Raw genomic sequence first — 15978 nt, 5'->3', positions numbered from 1 at the left:
TTACCGATGTTACGGCACGATGCATAGAAAGAATTCAAGAATGTAGCAGCCTTAAGGAAAGTGGTTGATGTTTGCGTTGGCTCCGAAGAGCATTTTCTGGTCTGCGCGGAAGACCAGCCCAGGCGCGCGTCCATCGCGGCCAGGCACTTCCGCGACAGACGCAAGCTACATCGCATTGGCACAGCACGACAATCTTCCCCGAATTGCGCAGGCGCTTGCCTCAAACGCAGCAGCAAAGCTGAGGCTTGTGGTGTTCTGGAGAGAGGCAATTTAGATGCTTGTTGATCGCTCAAGGAACGATCGGTTCGTTGTTTCTCGACGGCGCACGGGTCTCGGTGATTGCCTGTGGTCTCTCGCGTCGGCTTGGGACTACGCACATCGGACGGGACGAGCTTTAGCAATAGATTGGCGCGGCTCTTGTTACCTTGACAACCCGTTTGCGAATGCCTTTCCAGCTTTCTTCAAGCCAATTGAGGATATCGGTGGTGTACGGGTCATTTGCGATGACCAGATCAACCACGTCTCATTCCCTGGTCCCTTCTTCCCGTCGTGGTGGAACAAGCCATCCATCGACTGCGTGTACCGTCCGGATGAACAGATTTTCCAAGAACGTGACGAGCTTAACGATCTTTTCCAGGCCCAAGATGATTGTGAAGCCAACACGATAGTGTGTGATGCTTGCTTGATGTGGCGCTGCGATGAAAAGGCCGAGCGAACCATATTTAGGAGCATCACACCGAGGGTCGAAATTGAGGATCGCATTGAAGCGCTCTACCAGGAACATTTTGACGGGCACAGCATAATTGGAGTCCATGTCCGCCACGGCAACGGCGAAGATATTATGGATCACGCACCTTACTGGGCTGATCCGAAGGTTGCCTTAGAGCAGGTATGCACTGCCATTCGTATGGCCAAGGCGCAACCGCATTCAAGACCTGTAAGGGTGTTCTTGTGTACAGACAGCGCCAAGGTTGTTGATCACCTGTCGGGCGTATTTCCCGAACTTTTCACCGTCCCAAAACGCTTTCAGGCGGATCAGGCCGGCCCCTTACACAGTGCAGCACTGGGCACCGACGGGGGTTTTTCCGCTCTCGTTGAGATGTATCTCCTCGGTCGATGCGACACTGTTATTCGCTTTCCTCCGACTAGCGCCTTCACCCGCTATGCCCGCCTCTTCGTGCCACGAATTGTCGAATTCGATTTGAATGACCCGCGTCGTTTGATCTTGATCGACAACTCTTTCGAACGTTCCCCGGCTCCATGAAAGGCTGGCATCCCGCTCGAACTCTCCCTTGCCTTCGCGCAGAGGCCCCCGTTCGCCCTGCCCAATGCGCACCTTTCTCGCCACGCAATCCCGCCGCAGGCGAGCATTTTCATGGGCGCGTCAAAATCAAAAGGATTCAAGCTTGTCAAAGAGAAAAGTCGCTTTAATCACCGGAGTCACCGGGCAAGACGGTTCCTACCTCGCAGAATTGCTTTTAGAAAAGGGCTATTCTGTGCATGGGATAAAGAGACGATCGTCTCTTTTTAATACGGGCCGTATAGACCATCTCTATCATGACCCTCATGAAGGTGGCGTTGATCTTACACTTCACCACGGGGACTTGACAGACTCGTCCAGCCTTACGCGCGTCATCCAACTGGTTCAGCCAGACGAAATTTACAATTTGGCAGCTCAGAGCCACGTTGCAGTCTCCTTTGAAGAACCAGAATACACCGCAAACTCCGATGCCTTGGGTGCGCTGCGTATTCTCGAGGCAATTCGGATCCTGGGGCTCGTCAAGCATACGCGCTACTACCAAGCCTCGACGTCTGAGCTCTACGGGCTGGTGCGGGAAACGCCACAGACCGAGACGACACCGTTCTACCCCCGATCACCCTACGCTGTTGCCAAATTGTATGCTCACTGGATCACCGTAAATTATCGAGAATCTTACAATCTTTATGCATGTAACGGCATTTTATTTAATCATGAGTCACCTGCGCGCGGAGAAACATTTGTAACGCGCAAAATCACACGCGCCTTGACTCGGATTAAGCTTGGAATGCAGCGCACTCTATTCTTAGGAAACCTTAATGCGCGTCGCGATTGGGGGCACGCTCGAGACTACGTCCAGATGCAGTGGTTGATGTTGCAGCAGGAGCAACCTGAAGACTTTGTGATCGCTAGCGGTGAGCAACATTCGGTGCGCGAATTCGTCACCGTCGCGGCCGCTGAACTCGGCATCGATGTTCGTTGGATGGGGGAAGGGGTCGACGAAGAGGGGTACGATGCAAAGACGGGAGCTCTGATCGTAAAAGTAGATCCCCGTTATTTTCGTCCTGCAGAAGTCGAGACACTTCTCGGCGATGCCCGCAAGGCCAAAGAAAAACTTGGGTGGCAGCCCAAAATCTCCTTCATCGAATTGGTTAGGGAGATGGTTCGGGAAGATTTGAGCATGGCAGAGCGTGAGGCAGTGCTGATGAAGCAGGGTTATTATTCACACAGTCCACGAGAGTTATGCTGACAACGGCGGAGCCATGCTGGGTTGTTGTCAGTGCTATGGTGGCCGTCTTAAGGAACGCCCAGAGCGTTATCAAAGGAAAACAAAAAGATGAAGAAAGTCTATGTGGCAGGCCATCGCGGCCTTGTCGGATCCGCCACAATGAGAGCCATCGAGGCATTAGGATCCTATGAGATAATAACACGTACTCACGACGAACTGGATCTATTTGACCGGAGCGAGACGCGCAAGTTCTTCATGTCGCGGCGGCCTGATTACGTCGTTATGTGCGCCGCAAAGGTTGGTGGTATACTGGCGAACGCTAGCTCCCCTGTCGATTTCCTTCATAACAACTTAGCGATTCAACTCAGTGTTTTTGATGCCGCTTACGCGTCCGGCGTCGAACGGATGATTTTTCTTGGCTCCTCGTGTATCTATCCACGCGACTGTCCGCAGCCGATACGGGAGGAATACCTTCTAACCGGTCCGCTTGAAGCGACGAATCGTCCCTACGCTTTGGCAAAAATCGCAGGAGTCGAATCATGCTGGTCTTTCAACCGGCAGTACCAGACACGCTATCTCGCATTGATGCCGACCAACTTATATGGTCCCGGCGATAATTATCACCCCGAAAATTCCCACGTTCTGCCTGCCCTGATACGCCGTTTTCATCAAGCTAAAATAAACGGCGACACCTCGGTGGAGATTTGGGGATCCGGAAAGCCTCGACGAGAGTTTATGTATTCGTCGGATCTAGGCGATGCCATTGCGTTCCTGCTTGGCCTGCCAGATTCGGATTTTGACGCCTTGACAGCCCCTGACACTGCGCCCCTGATTAATGTTGGCGTTGGCGAGGACGTCACAATTCGCGAGGTGGCGGAACTCGTCAAGGCGGCGGTCTGCTGGGAGGGCAAATTGGTATTCGACACGACGAAGCCAGACGGTACTCCGCGCAAGTTACTGGACGTAACGCGCTTGCGTAACCTTGGCTGGAAAGCCAAAACGTCTCTTGGTGCCGGGTTGCAAGCGACGTATGAGGATTTTCTTCGCATTCATGGGGCTTGATATGGGCGCATCCTGGTTGGACTGCATGTCCGACCGGGTGCAAGCTTGTTCAGTCAGGCCAAACAGAAGAGAGGGACGCATACATACCGAGGCGGCCGCAATATTGGCCTGTGCTAACGTTGCAGACCCGACCTCTCTGCGACCGGCGACGCAGAGGATCACCCAGAAGCTTGCCCAAGCCAATGGGAAGGGGGAAGGCCGCATAACCGGCCGCACCTGGAACGGCTGTGCGTGAGCGCCGTCCTCAAGCCGCCAGTTGGAACTGCTCGACCTCGCGGGAGCCGCTGCCTACGAAGCCGGCATCGACACGAAAGCCAACCAGGCCCGCATCATGCCTCGGGGCAGGCCTTATCCAAGGCGGTGCATGCGGAAATGGCGGACGTCGACGTATGCTTTTCAACTAGCGCTTAGCCGTTGTCCCGCTGCGTGGTGTAGCTGGCGGCATTGGTCGCCGTGCTCTCCGGCATGGGCCGGGCTGATCGGATTGGTTCAGTCTGCGTTGTTAGCGCCGGACTCACTCGCCTCAAGGTCATGGCGCCACAAGCGCGGATTCGCGGCGCCCGTGGTGCGGGCGTTTACAACTCATGCAGCAGCGGGTCTCGTTGATGGCGAAGCGGGCTGCCCTGAACCAATCGCTCGCGTGTGCAGCGCGCCAAGCTGTCGCGCAACGCGATCATCCTGACGCTCTGGGATGGCAGTGGCAGGTGACCGCCTATGCGGTGAGCACGCTTGGCCTTAGCTCGATTGGCATCGACCCCAACCGGCCCTGATCATCATGCCGTGCCACTGCTTTACGGCCAAGTGAAGCCGATCAGCTGCGACCGGTCGCCGCGACAACCATGGCGCCAGACTATGGTCTGCTCGGCTGGTTCGAGCCCGTCGCCGCTGTGTTCATCCGCAGCATCGAATGCCATATCCGCTGCAGCCTCGAATGCAATAACCGTCGTAGCTTTTCAGAGCGCCTCTCGGAGTTGTTGAAAAACCCGGAAGTCAATTGCCCGTTTTACCTTTTCGGCAATGTGGAGGCGTCTGGGAATGGCTCAAACGATTCCCCGTTTGGAATGCAATGTCTCGCCCAGTCCGACGAGACGGGCCGCGGCTTGACCCGTCGGCATGTCAATGACCGTGATTGCCCTTTCTGCAAGGAAGCGACGCTCGTTCTTGGTCAGCTGTGCTGTATCGATTGCCGCAAAATGTGGGCCATGGGAGCGCTTCATGATCTGTCGGGCATAGGTGCGCAGCATCTGATCATTGAAGCGGCAGCCGAGGAAGAAAAGACCACGGCTGGCTCGCCGTTCCTTCACCAGGTCAGGGATCGGCGTCTGGATGTCGATTTCGCTCAGCACTTCAACGTAGTCGGAATCTGCGACGAGGAAGTTTGCGGCCGGCCTGGCACCGCCGTGAGGGGCGTAGAGAACCGTCTTCGCCGCTGGTGCGGATTCGAGTAACGTCCCGGACAAATCGTAGGCTTTTGTCCAAATGTCACCGATCTCGTGCGCCCGTGTTACGCCCTGTATTTCGACGACGTCCGTTCGGCGGGTCTGTATTAGGGCCGCGCGCATGGCACCGTCGTACCAGCTGTCGACGATCACGGAGAGCGGCAGAGTTGCAAGCCAGGCATGTAAGATGGTCGGCACCACCGGGGCCGCGAATATTTCGGCCATCCAAACTTGAAGCGTCCGGCGGTGCCGGCGCTGTTCGATATACTGCGCTACCGACCACATGTTGGTGCGAATCTTCGAAGGGGCTGGCGCGCGCTTGTTGAGCGCTGCGGCAACGGCTTCGGGGGTATGGGGTACGGGCGGTCCCGCGGAGCGGATCTCAAGCAGACCCGGGCCGAGATAGGGAATGACCTGATCGGCCGCGAGCCCTTTCTTCAAAAGGTCAAGCTGCCTTTCGGCAAAACTGTCCCGAATGACGACGAGATGGCCCGAGGTCATTGTGTTCATGCTCGTATCCCTTTGCCGCTCTCTTTGTGTAAACCCGAAGGTCAGTCCTCGTCGGAAATCTTCCTTGCTTCGACGGTAATCGGCAAAGGCGTATCCCGCGGAAGGTCGGGCAGGACTAAGCGCCAGCCGTTCTTCAGCGTCACGGCCCCACCCCATAAGTGTTCGTTGTCGACCTTGATGATCGGCTCTTCGAGATCCTTTTTGGGAATATAGGCCGACAAGCCAGCACCGGTCCTGCGGATCATTACCCTCATCGGGCCGTTCCTTCGTCAAACCCAGCACCGATTTCGGCACTGCAACGAATCCCAGCCGTCTCAAGGCTCATAAGTTCACGCGCACGCATGCCGACGACGGTGCCGCGATCGACCCATTCGACCGCATAGATGTAGAACTGCTGGAGAAAGGTGCCGATGTCGCGCACATAGCCCTCGTCGCCTTTGCGCACCAGATTTTCACCGATCTCCTTGCCCGGATAGGTGCCGTCATTTTTTATGTGGCGTGTGGCGCGGACCCGCTCACCCGGCATGAATCGCGGCGGTGTACGGATTTCGATGTCCTGTTCGCGTCCGAGGCTCATGGCCGTTCCTTTCTCTCGGCTGCAGCTTTCCAACAGGAGGTCAATGGTCCTGCGGAGGCGCCTCGACCGTGTCGGTAGCCGAAATGGAGGTCAGGCGGGGACGCAAGTCTTCGACACCGGACATACCGAGGCGCATTGCTGCGTTTCGAAGGTCCCCTCGCATTCGGTGCACTTTATCGGATCGATCACGTAGGTCTCGCCCTTGAACTTGATCGCGCCCGAAGGGCATTCAAACTCACAGGCACCGCACTGGGTGCATTGGGAAGCGATGATCTTAAAGGCCATTTTCAACTCCAGTTCGGTTAGAATGAGGCGGCTCAGGCCGTCGCAGCCAGTGGCTCACTCCCAAACTCGGCGGCGTAAAGCGCGCCGATGGCGGTCTCGATGTAGTCATACCCGTAGGCATCCGTTGCTCGGATCCCACCTTCCTTGAGACGATCCTCGGGGCAATTTCCAATTCTCGCGCACAGCACGATGTCTACGCCTTCGAGCGTAGAGATGACGCCGTCGAGGCTCTTGTCCTCGGCCCGGCCGCCGAGGCAATACTGCTCGACCTTGCGATGACCGACGAAGCTGATCCCTTTCGGCGAGGCCTCATAAACCTGGAATTCCTTCGCATGGCCGAAATGTTCGTTGATGCGGCCGCCACCCTTGGTCGCCACCGCGACCAGAAGCGATTTGCCGGAGCCCGCGGTCTTGACCATCCCGAGCGCCTCGCTCTTGGCCGCCATGCGGTCGCCCCGCTCGCGCGCGACCACTGCCCGATATGTCTCGCGCTTGCTGGCGTCGTACGTGACCTTGTCGGGAAGCCGGTCGAGCGTGAATTCCTGGCCACGATCCTCGCCGAGCAGGCCGACAGCATCGGCCCGGCACTGCCGGCAGTGGCGCATCAACTTGGCGCCGCCTTCGAGACGATCCTGAAGCGCCTTCAGCTCCATTGCCTTGGGGCCGCGCTGCCCGCTCAGGCCGTAATGCGTACCGTGTGCCGGGTCGGAAATCAGCGGCATGACATTGTGCAGGAACGCGCCGCGCTCCTTGACCCATTTATTCACCTCGATCAGGTGCTCATCGTTTACGCCGGGGATCATCACCGAATTGATCTTGGTGAGGATGCCGCGCGCCGTCAGCATCTCCAGCCCCGACATCTGTCGTTCGTGCAGGATCGTGGCTGCCTCAACGCCGGTATAACGGCGGTTGTCATAGAAGATCCACGGATAGATCTTGGCACCGATCCGCGGGTCGACCATGTTGATGGTGATCGTCACGTGATCGACATTCATTTCGGCAAGCTCGGCGACGCGGTCTGGCAGCGCGAGCCCGTTGGTTGAGATGCACAGCTTGATGTCGGCGATTTCCTTGGCGACCCGTTCGAATGTCGCCTTTGTGTTCTTCCAGTCGTAACAAGCATCGCCCGGTCCGGCGATGCCAAGCACGGAAAGCTGCGGCACTTCGTTGGCAACCCCGATCACCTTGCGCAGCGCCTGGTCGGGCGTCAGCCTTTCCGAAACCACCCCAGGTCGGCTTTCGTTGGCGCAGTCATATTTGCGATTGCAGTAGTTGCATTGAATATTGCAGGCTGGGGCGACCGCCACATGCATGCGCGCGAAATAGTGGTGCGCTTCCTCTGAAAAGCAGGGATGATCCTTGATCTTCTCCCAGACAGCCGAGTCCATCTCGTGCGGCTTTGCGGAGGAGCTGCAGGATGAAGATGCGCAGGCACCGGATTTCGCTCCCGCCGGCAACTGATCGAAGACTGTCGTGCCGGAAAGGCTCTGTAGCGAAATCATCGGTGCGGACATCGAACGGCTCCGTGCGTGGTGTGAACATCGCACTTCAGAGCGCAAGAGATATGCCAACTCGAAAAGCGGTCTTTATCCGTCATGCTGGCTTTACGTCGGCCTTTTGTGTCCAATTGTGTCCGTTTCCTGCGACACGGTTTTGTCAGGTCGCCGACAACGGTCAAAACCAACGCGAAAGGTACCGTCTTGTCTCAGTTACGCCCAGTGCGGGGAGCAACCGCGCTCCCAAATGTGGTGTCATCAATGGCGTTAGAACTTCTTCACTTCGATATGATGCCGGCGCAGAGCATAGCCGACCTGCCGCGGCGTGAGACCGAGGAAACGAGCCGCCTTGGCCTGAACCCAGCCGGCTTTCTCCATCGCATCGATCAGTCGGTCGCGTTCCGTCAGACGCTGGTTCATTGCTGGGCAAGCTGGATGGTTGGGGTCGCAGGTCTCGCCGGGCGATGCCTCATTCTGGGAGGGGCCGACTCGCATGGCAGGCAGCGGCGATCCAACCGGCATCATATTGCCACGTGCGAACTCGTCGACGGCATAGGCGCCGTGCGAACGGCCGACTCCTTTCCACAGAAGCGAAGACAGGCACTGGCTGTTCTGGCAGGCGAAATCCGACGCAGTTATTGTCATTGAACGCGCAAGTGTGGCCGTCCGTCGCACACAATTCTCCAACTCACGCACGTTGCCAGGGAAATAGCATTGCGAGATCAGGTCAAGCGCCGACGGCGTGAAGGCAAGATCGCGATGGTTCTCCTTGTTGAATCTATCGAGGAGAGCTTTGGCAAGGCGTGGAATATCGCCCGGCCGCTCTCTGAGGGGAGGCAGGACTATTGGCACCACATTGATGCGGTAATAAAGGTCGGCCCTGAACTCTCCATTCCGGACAGCCGTCTCGAGGTCCTTGTTGGTGGCGCATATGAGCCGCACGTCAACTTTTAGGGTCCTGGTGCCGCCCACTCGCTCCAGTTCTCCTTCCTGCAAGACGCGCAATAGCTTGGCTTGAAAGGCAGGCGAAATCTCGCCGATTTCATCAAGCAGCAGGGTTCCGCCATTCGCCAATTCGAACCGGCCGGCGCGCTGCAGGATAGCTCCGGTGAAGGCGCCCTTCTCGTGGCCAAAGAGCTCCGATTCCAAGACGCTTTCGGGCAGTGCGGCGCAGTTCAATTTGACGAAGGATTTCTCCCTCCGATGTGAAAGCCTATGGATGGCCTGTGCAAAGAACTCCTTGCCGGTACCGCTTTCGCCTCGCAGAAGCACGGTGGAATTGGTCCTGGCCACGACCGAGACGATCTCCAGCACTTGCTTGAGTGCGGGACTTTCTCCGATGATTCCGTCGACCTTGACATGCGGATGTCGGGCCGGATGGGTCCTGTCCTCGTCGAGCGACTGCTCTGATCTCGATTGCTTCTCGATAAGTCGCTGACCAGCTGTGCTCAAAGTGCGATGCAGGCGAATGGTCCGGCCGACCAGATTGGCGACCATGGCCAGGAAACGTAAGTCCTCCTCGTAACGGAACTCGGTGGTACCGTTCCTGACCCGGTCGATCGACAGCGTCCCGAAGATCTTTTCCTCAGCCTTTAGCGGGACACCGATAAACGCAGTTGCGATCGTGCCGCTGGTCGATTGAGGATCAGCCTGAAACAGCTCCGACGTGCTTGTGTCTTGTATGACGATCGGCACTCCAGTAGCGACGATTTTGTCAATTACGGCCTGGGGTATGACACTGCCGATGGCTGACTGAGGTACAGCGCCGCCGGTAGTTGCGCTAATCTGCGGCTCTCCTTCAGCGTCCAGGACGACGATTGCGCCATGACGCATTTGCACAAACGAGGAGAGGATATTCGCGACATTGGCAAGCGTGATCTTCAGCCGGGTCGGGGCAGTCAGAATCTTCGATATCTCGTAGATTCCCCTGAGCAAGCTGTCCGCATTGCGCGCCGCTTCGACCGCAGGTTCAGGCGGGGTGTTCCGAGATACAATTTCACCGACCTGATCTGGAAGCATGTGAGCCATGCAAACACCTCAAGGGTTGTCCAAGGTGCTCCTCCCAAGCCCTTTTTTGTATTTCGAGTTCCAGAAACATAGTATTTTCAGCTTTTCGGGCAATTGTGAACAATATTGGCGGTCTTGTCCGCAATTGCGAGCCTCTCGTTTCTCGCTCTTTGCGGCAGTTATCCAAACTTGAAGAGAACGCCAAAGCCGCCGCGCGGGTAATTCCATACGATCTCACCGCTGGTCTCGCACAGCACGCGACAGGTGCCGCATTCCATGCAGCCGTCGGAAGTCGTCTCCACCTGTCCCTTGTCGTTCAACTCATAGCACTTGGCCGGGCAGATGTGTGTCAGCGCGAGCAGGTTCGCGCTCGGCCTCTCGTGCGGTCGCACTTTGATATGCGGGCGGCCCGGATCGACCAGATAGCGGTTCTGATAAAGCTTCTCCTCGACACGTAACTTCGTCACGGCCATCGTCATCCTGTTTCTCCTTCAGCGCCACGCGAGTGCCAGGCGGACCACATCGCTGATCAGCCCCCAGCGCGAACGCGCCTTGATGAAGGCAGCAGTGGTCGCCTTTTCCTTCTCGATTTTCGGGGTGCCGTCGACCCGCATGAAGTTCTGCGCGGCCTGCGACATCAACTGCGGGTAAGTCATGAAGAAATTGCGGGAATTGGTGTGTATCAGGGCCGGCATGTCCTTATATTTCATCAGGTCTTTGACTACGAAGGACTTGTCCAGCATGGTCTTGTAGAGGGCGAGGTTCCTCCTGATCATCGGCTGGTTGCGGCCCTTGATCTCAATGATTGCCTCGCCCGCGATGCGGCCGGAAGTCATGGCGAGGTTCGAACCCTCGCGGTGGATAGCGTTGTTCAGTTGGGCGGCATCACCGACCGCCACCCAACCGTCGCCGAAGAGCTGCGGAATTGCCTTGTAGCCACCTTCGGGAATGAGATGCGCGGAATACTCCTTGACTTCCGAGCCCGCGATCAGCGGCCGGATCGAAGCATGGTTTTTGAAGTTGTCGAGGAGGACGTAAGGGCTCTCCATTGTCTGGGCGAAATCGGAGACGAGGCAGCCGATGCCGAGAGAGATCGACTCCTTGTTGGTGTAGAGGAAGGCCAGTCCGGCCATGCTGCGGGAAATCGTGCCCGCCGCTTCGATCACGCAGCCTTCGTCGCCCTGGAGGCCGAACCGCTGCTCAATGACCTCATCGGGTAGGAAATGCATTTCCTTGACAGCGAGCGCCACGCTTTCCGGCTTCGGCATCTTGCGCAGGCCGGCCCGTGTACCGAGCAGTCCGTTGACACCTTCTGCGAGCACGACGACGTCCGCGTAGATCGGCCCGCCAGCCCGGTCGGTGCGCACGCCGATCACCTTGCCGCTGGCACTGCGGACAAGTTCGGTCACCGTCGTCTCGCACAGCACCGTCGCGCCGGCCTGGCGCACCTTGCGCGAAAACCACTTGTCGAATTGGGCGCGGATGATCGTGTAGCGATTGGGCTTCGCCTCGTTGAAATCGTCCGATCGATACTGCATCCCGGTGTGGGAGGTGTCGTCCATCACCCAGAATCGCTGCTCGACCAGATGCCGCTCGAGAGGCGCATCATCCCGGAAATCCGGAATGATTTGCTCCAACATGTCGGCGTACATGATGGCGCCTTGGACATTCTTGGAGCCCGGATACTCGCCGCGCTCCAACTGCAGCACCGTCAGGCCCTGGCTTGCCATGGTGTAGGCGGCCGCGTTTCCGGACATACCGGCCCCGACGACGATGGCGTCGAATTCTTCCTCGATCATGGCCCTCTCCCTTAGCTCGCAAGCTTGTCGTGGCTGTGCGGCGACAGCCGCCGGGTGAAAGCTTCCGTCAATGCCGGAAGGAAACGGATTGCATCGGTGACGATGCCGAGGTGGGCAAAGTCGAAGATCGGGGCGTTCGGGTCGGTGTTGATGGCTACGATCAAATCAGCCCCCTCCACGCCAACCCGATGCTGAATGGCGCCGGAAATCCCAGCCGCTATGTAGAGCTTTGGCCGGATGGTCTTGCCCGTTTGGCCAACCTGCCGATCGGCCGGCATCCAGCCCTTCTGGACCAGCGGGCGCGAACAGCCATATTCGGCGCCGATTGCCCGCGCTAGATTCTTCACAAGCTGCAAATTCTCCGCTGAGCCGAGACCGAGGCCTCCGGCAACCACGATGTCGGCGTAGGCGAGATTTGCCTTTGCCGATTGGCGATCGAGGTTGAAGCCAAGGACTTTGGTGATGATCTCTTCCTCGGTCATTGACAGCTTGTGCCGGATGACACGCCCGACCGGCTTATCCGTCCGCGGTGGCATGGCCATAACCCTCGGTCGTACGGTGGCCATCTGCGGCCGGTAGTTGAGCGTATAGATCGTGCATAGCAAGGAACCGCCGAAAGTCGGACGGGTCGCGGCGAGCGAACCGTCGACATCTACATCGAGTTCGGTACAGTCGGCAGTGAGCCCTGTCAGCAAGGTCGTCGCTACTGAGCCAGCGAGATCCCTGCCGAGCGTGGTCGCACCGAGAAGCAGGATCTCCGGTTTGTGGGTATTGACCAGATCCGTCATCGCCTTGGTGAAAGGCTCGTTGCGATAGTCGGCAAGCAGCGGTGCCTCGACCAGGTAGACAAGGTCGGCGCCGTAAGCAAAGGCCTCGGCAACGGCATGCTGCGTGGCCTCGCCCGGCGGTCCGAGCACGATCCCCGCAAGCTGGATGCCTAGCTTGTCGGCGAGCTTGCGGCCTTCGCCAAGCAGTTCGAAGGACACGGGATGGACCTCGCCGCGTTCCAGTTCGATGAAAACCCAGACGTGCCGATAGTCCCTAAAGTGCTCAGGCAATTCCCTCTTGATGCCGGCACGGCCGGCGGAAGGAGGGGCTTCACGGTTCGCGTTCGACATCGTCTCTCCTTGCCGTCCCGTCACTGGCCGCCGTCGAAGGCGAGTTCGTGTTCCAGCGCTGGCTGGCGGGTGAAGATTGCGGCGATCAGTTCGTCAGCGAGGTCGTGCTGCGTCTTATCGGTCATGTCGATCTGCGTCGCCTTTTCCGCCCGCGTGGTAGGGGCGAAAACGCGCTTGACGACCGTCGGCGAGCCGCGCAGGCCGCATTTGTTGAGGTCCTCAATGCCAGCTTCGGCCGCGCTCCATTTCACGATCTGGCTGCGCGCGGCGCGCATGGCGTCGTCGAGCGAGCCCCTGCGGATTTCGTTGGTGCCTTCCAGCATTGTGACGAGGCAAGGCAGCCTGCTTTTCAGCATCTGCGTACCGCCTTCCGAACGGCGCTTGACGGTGATCTCGCGCGCATCGACATCGATAGAGCCGATCTTCGCCACATAGGTGAACTGCAGGAGGCCGAGGCGTTTGGCGATACCGGGCCCGACCTGGGCGGTATCGCCATCAATCGTCTGCTTGCCGGCGAAGACGATGTCCGGCGCGCCAAAGGTCTCACCAATTCTCACGATTGCGCGAGAAAGCGCGAAGGACGTCGCCAGCGTGTCGGAGCCGGCAAAACAGCGGTCGGTCAAGAGTACCGCGCGGTCGGCGCCATAGGTGAGCGCCTTTCGCAGCGCATCTTCTGCCATCGGCGGACCCATCGTAAGCACGGTGACCTCGCCGCCATGGGCGTCGCGCAATCTCAGTGCCTCTTCGAGGGCGAACAGGTCGTAAGGGTTGATGATGGTCGGCACACCCTGGCGCATGATCGTGTTCGTCACCAGGTGGACACGTATCTGCGCGGAGTCCGGCACCTGCTTGATACAGATTACAATGTGCATTGCGTCTTTCTCGGCTCCAATCCGCAAGCGGCCCTGGCGTTCATCTCCTTCGCAGCATCATTCGTGCCAACCGTTTTGCGTTGCTCTGTTCCCTTTGACATGGGGTTGGTTTGTTCCGAAGGTGCCGTCGTGATGACCGGGTTTGTCGGCTTTTCGACCTTGTCGCGTCGCACTAGTGTCGCGTTCATTCTGTCCCGAACCGCCTCAGGATCGACTCGAACGGGACAAAGGCGTGGTCCCGAGTGGCCGGTTTGTCGGGATCGTGCTCTTTGAGCACCTTGAAGACCCGGTGGGTGAGTGGCGAGGATGTCGCGAAATCCTCATAGGCGCGTTCCAACGTCGCACGCGCCCGCGCGGCGATCACCCCATCGGGAAGACCGGCGAAATCCTCTTCAGCGAGGTATTGGCCCATGCGCTTCAGGATATGCAGCCGTGAGACATTGAGCACCTTCGGATCATAAGTGATGCCAAGGACTGCGAAGAACTCCTCCGCAGCCGACAGGCTCTTCAGCCGGGCGAGGATGTCGGTGACATCGATGGCACGGCTTTCAGCGAAACAACTGCGCATTGCTTTCTCCTGGGCCGGAAACGGTGGTCGGGTTTGCCTTGTCGCCCAGGCCTGGAGTTGATTGAAGTCCTCTCGCCTGGCTGGCAGATGGGGAAAGCTCACGCAGCTTCTTCACGATCCCGGGCATGACCTCGAGCACCCGGTCGACGTCCTCCTCGCCGTTGTTGCGCGAAAAGGAGAAACGGATTGCGCCGTGTGCCGCGCTATTGGGGATATTCATCGCCACCAAGACGTGGCTCGGCTCCAGCGAGCCGCAGGCGCAAGCAGAGCCGGAGGAGCAGGCGATGCCCTCGCGATTGAGGAAATGCAGTATGCCCTCACCTTCGATATGTCCAAAGGCGATGTTTGCGGTGTTCGGCAACCGCTTTAGCAAATCGCCGGCCACGAAGGCGTGTGGGATGCGCTGGAGAAGTTCCTTCTCCAGGCGGTCGCGCAACGCCTTTACCCGTGTGTTCGCGTCGTCCATGAATTTCAAGGCAAGATCGGCTGCCACGCCGAGACCGACGATGCCTGGCGTGTTCTCCGTGCCGGCGCGGCGGTTGCCCTCCTGGCCTCCTCCCTTGATCAGCGGACAGAAGCGCACGCCGCGCTTTACGTAAAGTGCGCCGACCCCTTTCGGTCCGTGTAATTTGTGACCGGAGAGAGACAGCATATCGATTGCCGTCGATTTCAAGTCGATCGCAAGCTTGCCGACCGCTTGCACCGCGTCGGTATGGAAAAGGGCGCCGACTTCCTTGGCCAACTCAGCAAGCTCGACCACCGGGAAGATCGTTCCGGTCTCGTTGTTCGCCGACATGATCGAGACGATCGCCACGCGCGGGGTGAGGGCGGCCTTATAGGTGTCGAGGTCGAGCCGGCCGTGGCGATCCACCGGGATCCTATGCACCTTGATGCCGCGCGCCTTCTCAAGGTGGGCGCAAAGCGTCAGCACGGCCGAATGCTCGACTGCGGAAGTCACGATCTCTGTGCGCTCAGGCATCACCTCGAGCGCCGAAAGGATCGCTGCGTTGTCGCCTTCCGTCCCGCCCGAGGTGAAGGTGATCTCGTCGTCGAACTCCGCCCCGATCAGCGTTTGCACCTGCAGGCGCGTCTTTCTCACCGCCGCCCGGGCGGAAGCGCCAAAATCGTGGCTCGACGAAGGGTTGCCGAATTGGTCGGTAAAAAACGGCAGCATTGCTTGAACGACTTCAGGATCGACCCGTGTCGTTGCGTTGTTGTCCAGATAAACAGGTCTCATGGATGTGATCCTTCTCCTGAGCGCAATCACGCAAGGCGCACGCCCGGTCTGTCATGATGATGATGATGGTTAGCCGAAGGAGTTGCCGCGGCCACATTCGGCCTGCGCGCTTCTTGGCGCCGGCGCGGTACCCCGCCTCGACCTTGGTGCGCCAGCGTTGCGCCGGCTCGGCCCCCGGCAAGCGCGGTCTTTAGGCCACGGCGTTTTCGGTGCGCTGGATCATGGACTGTCTCTCCTTCAGGCCGGACACGTTCGCGAAGAGCTACGCATGGACCGTGCCAAAGAAGGGAATCATTTCAAAACAACATGATGGCTCTAACACTGCTATGTCGCATTTCCGACATCGGCGGGAATTGTTCAACGCGGAACGCCGTTGAATCGGGCGTGAATTCCGCTTCGCGTGAGGAGCAATCCTGTCGGGCCGTTCGCCAAGGACGCCCGCGCGACCGAGGCGTCCTGTCGGGTTTGTCGAGTGCGCGACACGGCACTGTTACGCCCCGTTGCCCTGCTGAGATCTCGTTT

Annotated in this window: 15 protein-coding genes; 3 read left to right on the top strand and 12 right to left on the bottom strand. The window is 58.6% G+C overall.

What is annotated here, in order from left to right; translation table 11 throughout:
- The first annotated feature begins 274 nt into the window (after positions 1-274).
- From EB230_RS31620 to EB230_RS31610, 3 genes are all read left to right on the top strand, one after another.
- Positions 275-1264 carry a nodulation protein NodZ gene (locus EB230_RS31620; RefSeq protein WP_109671349.1) on the top strand — a complete coding sequence of 330 codons (990 nt, stop codon included), beginning with the start codon at positions 275-277 and terminating at the stop codon, positions 1262-1264.
- 142 nt (positions 1265-1406) lie between these two features.
- Entirely contained in the window at positions 1407-2507 is a 1101-nt protein-coding gene (gmd, locus tag EB230_RS31615) for a GDP-mannose 4,6-dehydratase (protein ID WP_172374839.1), read from the top strand.
- Positions 2508-2594: 87 nt separating this feature from the next.
- On the top strand, positions 2595-3548 hold the full coding sequence (locus EB230_RS31610) for a GDP-L-fucose synthase (protein ID WP_172374837.1): 954 nt from the start codon (positions 2595-2597) through the stop codon (positions 3546-3548).
- Positions 3549-4588: 1040 nt separating this feature from the next.
- On the opposite strand, the gene EB230_RS31605 is transcribed toward EB230_RS31610, so the two are convergent.
- The 12 genes from EB230_RS31605 to nifS all read right to left on the bottom strand — a co-directional run bounded on the left by EB230_RS31605 (position 4589) and on the right by nifS (position 15456).
- Complete coding sequence (locus tag EB230_RS31605; RefSeq protein ID WP_109671353.1) at positions 4589-5497, bottom strand: SIR2 family protein; 909 nt, start codon at positions 5495-5497, stop codon at positions 4589-4591.
- 41 nt (positions 5498-5538) lie between these two features.
- The gene (gene nifT / locus EB230_RS31600; RefSeq protein WP_097574884.1) at positions 5539-5751 is read right to left on the bottom strand and encodes a putative nitrogen fixation protein NifT; all 213 of its coding nucleotides are present in this window, start codon (positions 5749-5751) and stop codon (positions 5539-5541) included.
- The gene (locus tag EB230_RS31595; RefSeq protein WP_143976583.1) at positions 5748-6074 is read right to left on the bottom strand and encodes a nitrogen fixation protein NifZ; all 327 of its coding nucleotides are present in this window, start codon (positions 6072-6074) and stop codon (positions 5748-5750) included. The genes nifT and EB230_RS31595 overlap by 4 nt, the downstream gene beginning before the upstream one ends.
- A gap of 90 nt (positions 6075-6164) precedes the next feature.
- Entirely contained in the window at positions 6165-6359 is a 195-nt protein-coding gene (locus EB230_RS31590; protein ID WP_027056561.1) for a 4Fe-4S dicluster domain-containing protein, read from the bottom strand.
- 32 nt (positions 6360-6391) lie between these two features.
- Positions 6392-7873: a nitrogenase cofactor biosynthesis protein NifB gene (gene nifB, locus EB230_RS31585; protein ID WP_172374835.1), complete on the bottom strand. Its 1482-nt coding sequence runs from the start codon at positions 7871-7873 to the stop codon at positions 6392-6394.
- Positions 7874-8122: 249 nt separating this feature from the next.
- Positions 8123-9883, bottom strand: a complete 1761-nt coding sequence (gene nifA, locus EB230_RS31580) for a nif-specific transcriptional activator NifA (RefSeq protein WP_172374825.1) — start codon at positions 9881-9883, stop codon at positions 8123-8125.
- Between the two features lie 158 nt (positions 9884-10041).
- Complete coding sequence (locus tag EB230_RS31575) at positions 10042-10341, bottom strand: ferredoxin family protein (RefSeq protein ID WP_109671357.1); 300 nt, start codon at positions 10339-10341, stop codon at positions 10042-10044.
- Between the two features lie 12 nt (positions 10342-10353).
- The gene (locus EB230_RS31570) at positions 10354-11661 is read right to left on the bottom strand and encodes an FAD-dependent oxidoreductase (protein ID WP_172374823.1); all 1308 of its coding nucleotides are present in this window, start codon (positions 11659-11661) and stop codon (positions 10354-10356) included.
- Positions 11662-11672: 11 nt separating this feature from the next.
- The gene (locus EB230_RS31565) at positions 11673-12779 is read right to left on the bottom strand and encodes an electron transfer flavoprotein subunit alpha/FixB family protein (protein WP_107652871.1); all 1107 of its coding nucleotides are present in this window, start codon (positions 12777-12779) and stop codon (positions 11673-11675) included.
- A gap of 20 nt (positions 12780-12799) precedes the next feature.
- On the bottom strand, positions 12800-13651 hold the full coding sequence (locus tag EB230_RS31560) for an electron transfer flavoprotein subunit beta/FixA family protein (protein WP_172374821.1): 852 nt from the start codon (positions 13649-13651) through the stop codon (positions 12800-12802).
- 184 nt (positions 13652-13835) lie between these two features.
- Positions 13836-14219, bottom strand: coding sequence for a nitrogenase stabilizing/protective protein NifW (gene nifW / locus EB230_RS31555; protein WP_172374819.1), 384 nt, complete (start codon positions 14217-14219; stop codon positions 13836-13838).
- Positions 14200-15456, bottom strand: a complete 1257-nt coding sequence (gene nifS, locus EB230_RS31550; RefSeq protein ID WP_172374817.1) for a cysteine desulfurase NifS — start codon at positions 15454-15456, stop codon at positions 14200-14202. Before nifS ends, nifW begins: the two co-directional genes overlap by 20 nt.
- Positions 15457-15978 lie beyond the last annotated feature (522 nt).

The organism is Mesorhizobium sp. NZP2234, assembly GCF_013170765.1.
GTDB lineage: Bacteria > Pseudomonadota > Alphaproteobacteria > Rhizobiales > Rhizobiaceae > Mesorhizobium > Mesorhizobium loti_D.
The sequence above is the reverse complement of the archived record's forward strand: the minus strand, read 5'-3'. Positions and strand labels throughout refer to the sequence as shown.